Below are 7878 nucleotides of genomic sequence, written 5' to 3' on the forward strand. Positions count from 1 at the left end.
GACGGGTCACTTCGACAGGCTCAGTGACCGGGACGCTCCCCGGGTCAGAAGGCACGTCTCAATAGCTGCGGTCGACGCGCGGGTCCTGTCAATAGCTGCGGTAGACGCGCGGGTCCTGGTAGTCGAGGTCGTCGTCCTCGTCCGAGTCGTCGTCGTCTGAGTCATCGTCGTCCGAGTCATCGTCGTCCGAGTCATCGTCGTCCGAGTCGTCGTCGTCGTCGTCGGACTCATCGTCGTCCGAGTCCGCGTCGTCAGAGAAGTTGTCGATGTCGACGCCGTCGACGTCGCCCGAGTGCAGGATCGGCGATCCGTCCTCGTCGAAATCGGCCGCGTCGAGATCGTCGATGTCGTCCTCGTCCAAGTCATCGTCGTCCGACTCGTCGGAATCGTCGCCCTCGTCCGACGTGTCTGCGGCGAGCGCCTCTTGATCGAGCTCGGCCTGGTGAGCGTGGTACTCGGCGAGCCGCTCGGCCCACGGCGTCCACTCGGGCGCGAGAAGCGCGCCGTCACCGGGCATCAGTTCCGCCTCGAGCACAGTCGGGGCGGAACCCTCGACGCGCGCGAGCGTGACGGTCCAGAACCATCCGGGGTACCCGGCCATGCGATTCGCGAATCGCAGCGAGAGTGCCCCGTCGGGCTCTTCGCGATAGCCGGCGGGCTCACCGATCGTCTTCTCGTCGGTGATCTCGCGCAGCGCGGCGAGAGCAAGGTCGCGGGCGTCGATCAACTGCGGATCGGGCTCGGATGGCTGAGTTTCCGACTCCGCCGACTCGAACTCAGGCGTCGAGTTCATCGGCGACCTTACGCAGAACCGCGGCGATCTTCTTGCTGTGGGAGCTGCTTGGGTAGCGGCCGCGACGCAGGTCCCCGCCCATGCCATCGAGCAGCTTCACGAGGTCTTCGATGATGATCGCCATGTCGTCGGCCGGCTTGCGCTGCGCCTTGGAGAGGCTCGGCGGCGCCTCGAGCACGCGCACCGACAGAGCCTGCAGTCCGCGCTTGCCGTCGGCCACACCGAACTCCAGGCGCGTGCCCGGCTTGGGTGCGGGCGTTCCCGCGGGGAGCGCGGTGGCGTGCAGGAAGACGTCCTCGCCTTCATCGGTAGAGATGAAGCCGAAGCCCTTCTCTTCGTCGAAGAACCTGACCTTGCCGGTGGGCATCGTGAACTACCTCGTTGCGTCTGGCACCCGCGGGCGCTGAAGAATTCGGGAAACCCCCGACATCTCAGCCTACGGCACCGCTTCGCGCCCTGCGCGGTCAATGGTCCGCGCCACGCGCGATCGATCGGATGACCCGTGCCCACTAGGCTCAGTCGAATGAGCACGTCTCCCGATTCGTCCCAGCTGCAGCCTGGGCGCGCCGAGCGCATCCTCGCGTTCATGTCGCTGGGAATCGCTCTGCTGTCGATCGTGTGCTTTTTCGCGATCATCATCGGAACGGCCACCGGCATGAGCCGCGAGGACTTCAGCTCGGGAATCTGGCCCCTTGTCGCGGTGCTGCCCAACATCGGCCTTCCGCTCGCGTTCGTGCTCATCATCACGCTCCTCGTCATCACCTGGGCGCGTCGCAAGCGCGCGAATCAGGCATCGTCTTGAGCCGAACATGACAGAGGGAACGAGGGAGCTCGCTGCGCGCCTCGCGACCCTCGATGATTCGGAGTTCGCCGCCCTGCTCGCGGCACGTGGGGTGTCACCCACGGTCGCGTGGCGCGACTACTTCGATGCCGCCGACGCTCTGACCGACCCGTCGTTCGTCGCGCGGGCGTTGCAGGGTTTGACCGCGACCGAGCTCTCTGCCGTCGCCCGCGCCGCTGCAGACGGAACACCCGTTCCCGAAGAACACGCCGCCACGGTTCGGAGCCTGGGACTGACGGATGCCTCGGGCATCCCGCTCCCGTCCACGTCGGCCGCGATCAACCTGGTCATCTTCGATGAGGCCGCACCTCAGGACGCCCTGCCGCCGGCCGACGCCGCGACCGAGGGCGCGACCGCCGAGCGCGCGTTCACGAGTGTCGCCTCGCTCGGCGACATCCTGATCCAGTCGCTGCACGCGCCGTTCGCCCGCCTGGGCTCGGGCGCCATCGCGGCCGCCGATCGTCGCCGGCTCTCCGAAGAGCTGCAGCGCCCGGAAGACCTCGATGCCCTGATCTCCCTCGCCCGCACCGCCGGCCTGCTGGATGTCGAGGGACGCTGGCTGCTACCCACCGCGCAGGCCGAGCTGTGGCTGCGCGAACCCACGGTGCGGCGCTGGTCCCTCGTCGCCGCCGCATGGCGCGACGAACTGCCCCGCGGCATCCGCGCGGGTGGTGCGTGGAGCGATCCGTCGACGTGGAACGCGACATTCCCCGCGGATGCCTCGTGGCCTGCCCGCGCAGAAGCCCTGCAGGCCGAGGCCCAGGTATGGGGCCTCATTGCCCCGGATGGCGCGGCCCCGCCGTGGTCGCGCGCGCTCCCCTCGGGTACCGAACGCGCCGAGGCCGAGCTGGGGGCGCTCCTCCCCCACGAGGTCGACCGCATCTATCTGCAGAACGACCTCACCGCCATCTCTCCGGGCCCACTCGCATCCGGGCTCGACGTGCGCCTGCGTCAACTCGCTCATCGTGAGTCGCACGCGCAAGCGTCGTCGTACCGCTTCACACCCGAGACGATCGCCGCCGCGCTCACCGAGGGCGAGACGGCCGAGTCGATGCTGGAGTTCCTCGCGGGGCTGTCTTTGACGGGTGTACCGCAACCGCTCGAATACCTCGTCCGGACGACCGCAGACAAGCACGGCCTCGTCCGCGTCGGCTACGACCCGGACGCACCGCCCGAAACCCCCCGCACGCTCGTCACGAGCAGCGAGCCACAAGCCCTCGAGACCATCGCCGTCGACCAGTCGCTTCGCCCCCTCGGTCTGATCCGAACCGGGGACGGGTCGGCGTTGACCTCGCGCGTGCCCCGCGACACGGTGCTGTGGGCACTGATCGACGCCCGCTATCCGGCCGTCGCCGTCGACCGTCAGGGCACGGAAGAACCCATGCGGCGCCACCGCATCGCGGCCGGAGCACTCGCCCCGGGCTCCGTGCCCCCCGAGGCCTACACCGCGCTGATCGAAACGCTGCGCGCATCCGTCTCATCGAACGCCGACACCGCCTGGCTCGAACGCGAGATCGAGTCCGCCGTCCGTGCGCGTACGGTCGTCGATGTGGACGTCGAGCTACCCGACGGATCGACGCGCACCTTCACTCTCGAAGCCAGCGGCTTGGGCGGCGGTCGCCTGCGCGGTCGCGAGCGGGGCACGGATGTCGAGCGAACCCTGCCCGTCTCGAGCGTCCGGGGCATCCGACGCGTGTGAACCGCGCCCGGGCACACGCGCGCACCGGTAGAATTGGCCCTTATGTCTGATGGCCCCTTGATCGTGCAGAGCGACCGGACCGTGCTGCTCGAAGTGGCACACCCCGACGCCGAGACCGCGCGTCACGAGCTGGCGATCTTCGCCGAGCTCGAACGAGCACCCGAACACATCCACACGTACCGGATCACCCGGCTCGGCCTCTGGAACGCACGCGCTGCCGGGCACCAGGCGGACGACATGCTCGCGACACTCGAACGCTGGTCGAAGTTTCCGGTGCCGCCGTCGGTGTCGATCGATATGCGCGAGACCGTCGGCCGTTACGGGCGACTCGTCATCGAGCGCGACGACGAAGGAACCCTCGTGCTGCGCAGCACGGACGGCGCCGTGCTGTCCGAGGTTGCACGCAACAAGCGCATCCAGCCGCTGCTGACGGGGCAGCCCGTGCCCGGCACCTTCACGGTCGACGCGTGGGCGCGCGGGCACATCAAGCAAGAGCTTCTGAAGATCGGCTGGCCTGCCGAAGACCTCGCCGGCTACACCCCGGGTACACCGCACGAGATCGCGCTCGACGAGAGCGAGTGGAATCTGCGGCCGTACCAGCGGCAGGCCGTCGACAGCTTCACGGATGGCGGATCCGGCGTCGTCGTCCTGCCCTGTGGCGCCGGCAAGACGCTCGTCGGTGCCGCCGCGATGGCCGACACCAAGACGACGACACTGATCCTCGTCACCAACACCGTCTCTGCCCGGCAGTGGCGGGACGAGCTGCTCAAGCGCACCACCCTGACCGCCGAAGAGATCGGCGAGTACTCCGGGCAGGTCAAAGAGGTCAAGCCGGTCACGATCGCGACCTACCAGATCCTCACGGCCAAGCGGAAGGGCGAATACGCCCACCTCGCGCTCCTCGACGCACTCGACTGGGGCCTGATCGTCTACGACGAGGTCCATCTGCTTCCGGCCCCCGTGTTCAAGCTGACGGCCGAGCTGCAGGCGCGCCGCCGCCTGGGGCTCACCGCGACCCTCGTCCGCGAAGACGGACGCGAGGGCGACGTGTTCAGCCTGATCGGACCCAAGCGGTTCGACGCGCCCTGGAAAGAGATCGAGGCTCAGGGCTTCATCTCCCCCGCCGCCTGCTACGAGGTGCGCATCGACCTTCCGGCATCCGACCGCCTCGAGTATGCCGCGGCGGCCGACGACGAGCGGTACCGCCTGGCCGCGACCGCGCACGCCAAGATCGATGTGGTTCGCCAGCTGGTCGAGCGACACGAAGGCGAACGGATCCTGATCATCGGGCAGTATCTCGACCAGATCGACATTCTCGCCGAAGCACTCGACGCCCAGAAGATCACGGGAGCGACGCCCGTCGACGAGCGGGAAGTTCTCTTCCAGGCATTCCGAGAGGGCTCGATCGCGGTGCTCGTGGTGTCGAAGGTTGCAAACTTCTCGATCGACCTGCCCGACGCATCCGTCGCCATCCAGGTCTCGGGATCGTTCGGCTCGCGTCAGGAAGAAGCGCAACGCCTCGGTCGCCTGCTGCGGCCGAAGACCAACGGCCACACCGCGAGCTTCTACACGCTGATCGCGCGCGACACGGTCGACCAGGACTTCGCCCAGAACCGCCAGCGCTTCCTCGCGGAGCAGGGTTACGCGTACACGATCCTCGATGGGACGGCCATCGCCGCGTAAGTCCGGTCGAACGCCCCGACGCGCGCCGAGCCCGGCGAACGTCGGAGATCCGGTCGGCGTCGGAGCCAAAGCATCCGATCCCTCCGACCCTCGCCGAATCTCCGACCGCGGCGCAGTCGGCGCCGGCCACCACGAGCCCCGAACGCGCCGATCAGGGCAGGATTCAGCGGATGCATCGCTCCAGTGGGGATAATGGGGTAATGACTGCACCGCGCATCCTCGTCGTAGACGATGAGCCGAACATCCGCGATCTCTTGATCACGAGCCTGCGCTTCGCCGGCTTTCAGGTCAGGGCCGTCTCTAACGGGGCTCAGACGATCTCGGCCGTTCTCGAAGAAGAGCCCGATCTGATCGTGCTCGACGTCATGCTGCCCGATATGAACGGGTTCAGCGTCACCAAGCGCCTGCGAAGCGCCGGCTACACCGCCCCCATTCTGTTCCTGACCGCCAAGGACGAGACCGAAGACAAGATCGAGGGTCTGAACGCCGGCGGTGACGACTACGTCACCAAGCCGTTCAGCCTCGACGAGATCGTCGCGCGCATCCAGGCCATCCTCCGCCGCACCATGCAGGCCGACGAAGAGGCCGTGATCCGCGCCGGCGAGCTGTCGATGGACCAGGACACGCACGACGTCAAGGTCGGCGAGGTCTCGATCGACCTCAGCCCCACCGAGTTCAAGCTGCTGCGCTACCTGATGCTCAACCCCAACCGCGTGCTGTCGAAGGCTCAGATCCTCGACCACGTCTGGGAGTACGACTTCAACGGCGACGCGGGCATCGTCGAGAGTTACATCTCGTACCTGCGTCGCAAGATCGACCCGCACTCCTCCGAAGCGCTCATCCAGACCAAGCGAGGCTTCGGCTACATGCTGAAGGCCGGCAAGACCGCGTAGGGGGCTCCCCTGAGCGATCGTCACAAACCCGACAAGGTCACCCGGTGGTGGCGGGGCGTCAGCCTCCGCGCCAAGGTCACCGGGGTCACTGTGGCGATCCTCGCGATCGGCCTGTTCGCCTCGGGCATCGCGACCATGGCGTTCGTGCGCAACGCCCTCGTCGTCGCGCAGGACGAGCAGCTCGTGGCGCGCGCTGAGTCGAATCTGGCCGAAGGACTCCTCGACATCACCGTCGACCCCGACGACAACAAAGTCACCATCTCGCTAACGGATCAGGCCGCCGCGGGCGACTACTTCGTCGCCGTCTACGAGCCCGGAGGCAAGCTCGTCGGGAACACTCCTCCGCGCCGTGGGCCCGAGTGGCCCGACACGTTCAAACTAGAGGAGACGATCACGAAGGGGCCGTCGCCCGTCACCTTGATGAGTGCCGAGGGCGATCTCTATCACGCCAGCGCGGGCGTCCTCGATCTGCAGCTCGGCGGCCAGTACTACACCCAGGTCATCGCGTTGCCCCTCGCCCCGATCGATCGCACGGTCGCGACGTTCTTCGGCGTCTTCACCATCCTCGGTCTCATCACGATCGCGGCGGGTGCACTCACCACGCGGCTCCTCGTCACCCAGACATTCCGCCCGCTCGGACAGGTCGAGCGCGCCGCGACATCCATCTCGTCCGGAGACTTCAGCCAGCGACTCACCCCCGGCGACCCGCGCACCGAGGTCGGAAAGCTCACCGGCGCGCTCAACACGATGCTCGATCGTGTCGATGCCTCGCTCAGTCAGCGAGAGGCGACAGTCCGCCAGATGCGGCGCTTCATCGGCGACGCGAGCCACGAACTGCGCACGCCCCTCGTGACGGTGCGAGGTTATGCCGAGCTGTACCGGATCGGTGCGATCCGGGGCGACGAAGACACCGCGCAAGCAATGGAGCGCATCGAAAAAGAGGCGATCCGCATGGGTGTGCTGGTCGAGGACCTGCTCGCCCTGGCGCGCCTCGACGAGCGCCGCGAGGTCGAGATCGCGCCGATCGACCTGCGCCCGATCGCGCGTGACGCCGGCATGGATCTGCGCGCCGCCGCACCGCAGCGCACGGTCACGGTGATCGACGCGGATTCTCTCGCGGCGCGCATCGCCCTCGAAGACGATGGTGCGACGGGCACGATCCCCGTGGACACGGATCCCGCAGAGAAGGATGCCTCGGCCCCTCGTCGACGCGGTGGTGCGAGCTCCGGGGCACGAGCACGCTCGCTCCTTCGCCGCATCCCGCGACCTATTCCGGCACCTCGCGGCGGGTCCTCGGCCGGTGCCCCCGGGAGTCCCGCTCAGCTCTCGTTCCCGACCAAGCCGATCCCGGTCGCCGTGAGCCGCCCACCCGTGGTGCTCGGGGATGAGAACCGGATCCGCCAGGTCGTCGCGAATCTGCTCGGCAACGCGCGCCGCTTCACCGCCGACGATTCACCGATCGAGATCGTGGTCGGCACCGACGTCACCGCGGTGAGCGAGACCGCCCCTCTCGGCATGGGATGGGTCGCGATCGTCGACCACGGCGAGGGCGTTCCCGAGCAGATCCGCGACAACATCTTCCAGCGCTTTTGGCGCGCCGATTCTTCGCGTACGCGCGAGACCGGCGGCTCCGGCCTCGGACTCGCCATCGTCGCGTCGATCGTCGCGGCACTGAACGGCACCGTCGAGGTCGAAGACACCCCGGGCGGTGGCGCCACCTTCCGCGTCTCGTTCCCCATTGCGCCCGAATCGACGCTGTACCTCGACACGCAGCCTCTGCCCGAGCTCCCGCCGCGCCCGCCCCTCCCCTGACGCCCGATCCACGTCGCTCCGTTGTCGCACATCGACCTTGCGGCGCGGCACGAGCATCGATCTGCGACAGCGGAGCAGGTCTTTCGTGCCTCCTCCCCAGGGGCGCGTGGCAGGGCGGAGCCACGGAACGGATGCCGGGGCATGGGCAGGCCCGCCG

The 7878-nt window shown here is 68.0% G+C and carries 7 protein-coding genes; 5 read left to right on the plus strand and 2 right to left on the minus strand.

Annotation, left to right across the window (positions count from 1 at the left end; genetic code table 11):
- Window positions 1–88: 88 nt before the first annotated feature.
- Window positions 89–793, minus strand: a complete 705-nt coding sequence (locus MIC448_RS12650) for a DUF3027 domain-containing protein (protein ID WP_051513808.1) — start codon at window positions 791–793, stop codon at window positions 89–91.
- Window positions 777–1160 carry a cold-shock protein gene (locus MIC448_RS12655; protein WP_036300306.1) on the minus strand — a complete coding sequence of 128 codons (384 nt, stop codon included), beginning with the start codon at window positions 1158–1160 and terminating at the stop codon, window positions 777–779. The genes MIC448_RS12650 and MIC448_RS12655 overlap by 17 nt, the downstream gene beginning before the upstream one ends.
- 156 nt (window positions 1161–1316) lie before the next feature.
- On the opposite strand from MIC448_RS12655, the gene MIC448_RS12660 reads away from it, so the two are divergent.
- From MIC448_RS12660 to MIC448_RS12680, 5 genes are all read left to right on the plus strand, one after another.
- On the plus strand, window positions 1317–1595 hold the full coding sequence (locus MIC448_RS12660) for a hypothetical protein (protein ID WP_036300308.1): 279 nt from the start codon (window positions 1317–1319) through the stop codon (window positions 1593–1595).
- 7 nt (window positions 1596–1602) lie between these two features.
- Window positions 1603–3333 (plus strand): helicase-associated domain-containing protein, encoded by a 1731-nt coding sequence (locus MIC448_RS12665; RefSeq protein WP_036300311.1) that lies wholly within the window; start codon window positions 1603–1605, stop codon window positions 3331–3333.
- 42 nt (window positions 3334–3375) lie between these two features.
- Window positions 3376–5016 (plus strand): DNA repair helicase XPB, encoded by a 1641-nt coding sequence (locus MIC448_RS12670; protein ID WP_036300313.1) that lies wholly within the window; start codon window positions 3376–3378, stop codon window positions 5014–5016.
- Between the two features lie 200 nt (window positions 5017–5216).
- On the plus strand, window positions 5217–5909 hold the full coding sequence (locus tag MIC448_RS12675; protein WP_036300315.1) for a response regulator transcription factor: 693 nt from the start codon (window positions 5217–5219) through the stop codon (window positions 5907–5909).
- A gap of 90 nt (window positions 5910–5999) precedes the next feature.
- Window positions 6000–7721: a cell wall metabolism sensor histidine kinase WalK gene (locus MIC448_RS12680; RefSeq protein WP_306342149.1), complete on the plus strand. Its 1722-nt coding sequence runs from the start codon at window positions 6000–6002 to the stop codon at window positions 7719–7721.
- The last annotated feature ends 157 nt before the right edge of the window (window positions 7722–7878 follow it).

This window comes from Microbacterium sp. C448, from assembly GCF_000582705.2.
GTDB classification, from domain to species: domain Bacteria; phylum Actinomycetota; class Actinomycetes; order Actinomycetales; family Microbacteriaceae; genus Microbacterium; species Microbacterium lacus_A.